Here is a 699-nt window from a genome sequence, read left to right as displayed (position 1 = left end):
GCCTTAGGCTATTCATTTTATACAGATTCGGATACAGAGGTGCTTGCGGCGGCATATCTTGAATATGGCGAGCGTTGTGTTTATCAATTTAATGGCATGTTTGCCTTTGTAATTTATAACACCAAAACGCAGCAGTTTTTTGGAGCCAGAGATAGGCTTGGAAAAAAACCATTTTATTACGCCCATAATGGCCTCGATTTTGAATTTGCCAGTCAGCCTTCGCAAATATATATTGGCCGGGATGTAACCCTGGATGATGAGGCAATAAATGAATATTTTATATGGGGATATGTACCAGAACCCAAATCAGCATGGAATGAGATCAAAAAACTTAAGGCTGGTTATACATTCACTTTTGATATAAACACTGGAAAATTTCAGACAGCGAAATATTGGGATCTTGACCTTGCTTATACAAACAAATACGAAGGATCATATTCTGAAGCTAAAACAAAACTCGGAATATTGTTAACAGATGCGGTTAATATTAGGATGCATGCAGATGTGGATCTGGGTGTGTTTCTTTCCGGAGGCATTGATTCTTCACTTATTGCAGCACTCGCAGCTCAGCATAACGAGAAGGTTAAAACCTTTTGCATTAAATTTAATGAGAAAAGATTTGATGAAAGTGTATTTGCAGCTAATATAGCTAAACACCTTAAAACAGATCATCATACTATAGAATGCAATCCGAGAGAG

At 37.5% G+C, this 699-nt stretch carries 1 protein-coding gene; it reads left to right on the top strand.

Going from position 1 to position 699, the window contains the following annotated elements:
• On the top strand, positions 1 to 699 hold a 699-nt coding region (locus tag AC1DPZ_RS28510; RefSeq protein WP_477409886.1), incomplete at both ends, for an asparagine synthetase B family protein.

It is taken from the genome of Mucilaginibacter sp. P4_G9, assembly GCF_056400985.1.
This window is presented reverse-complemented; position numbering and strand designations above follow the sequence as displayed.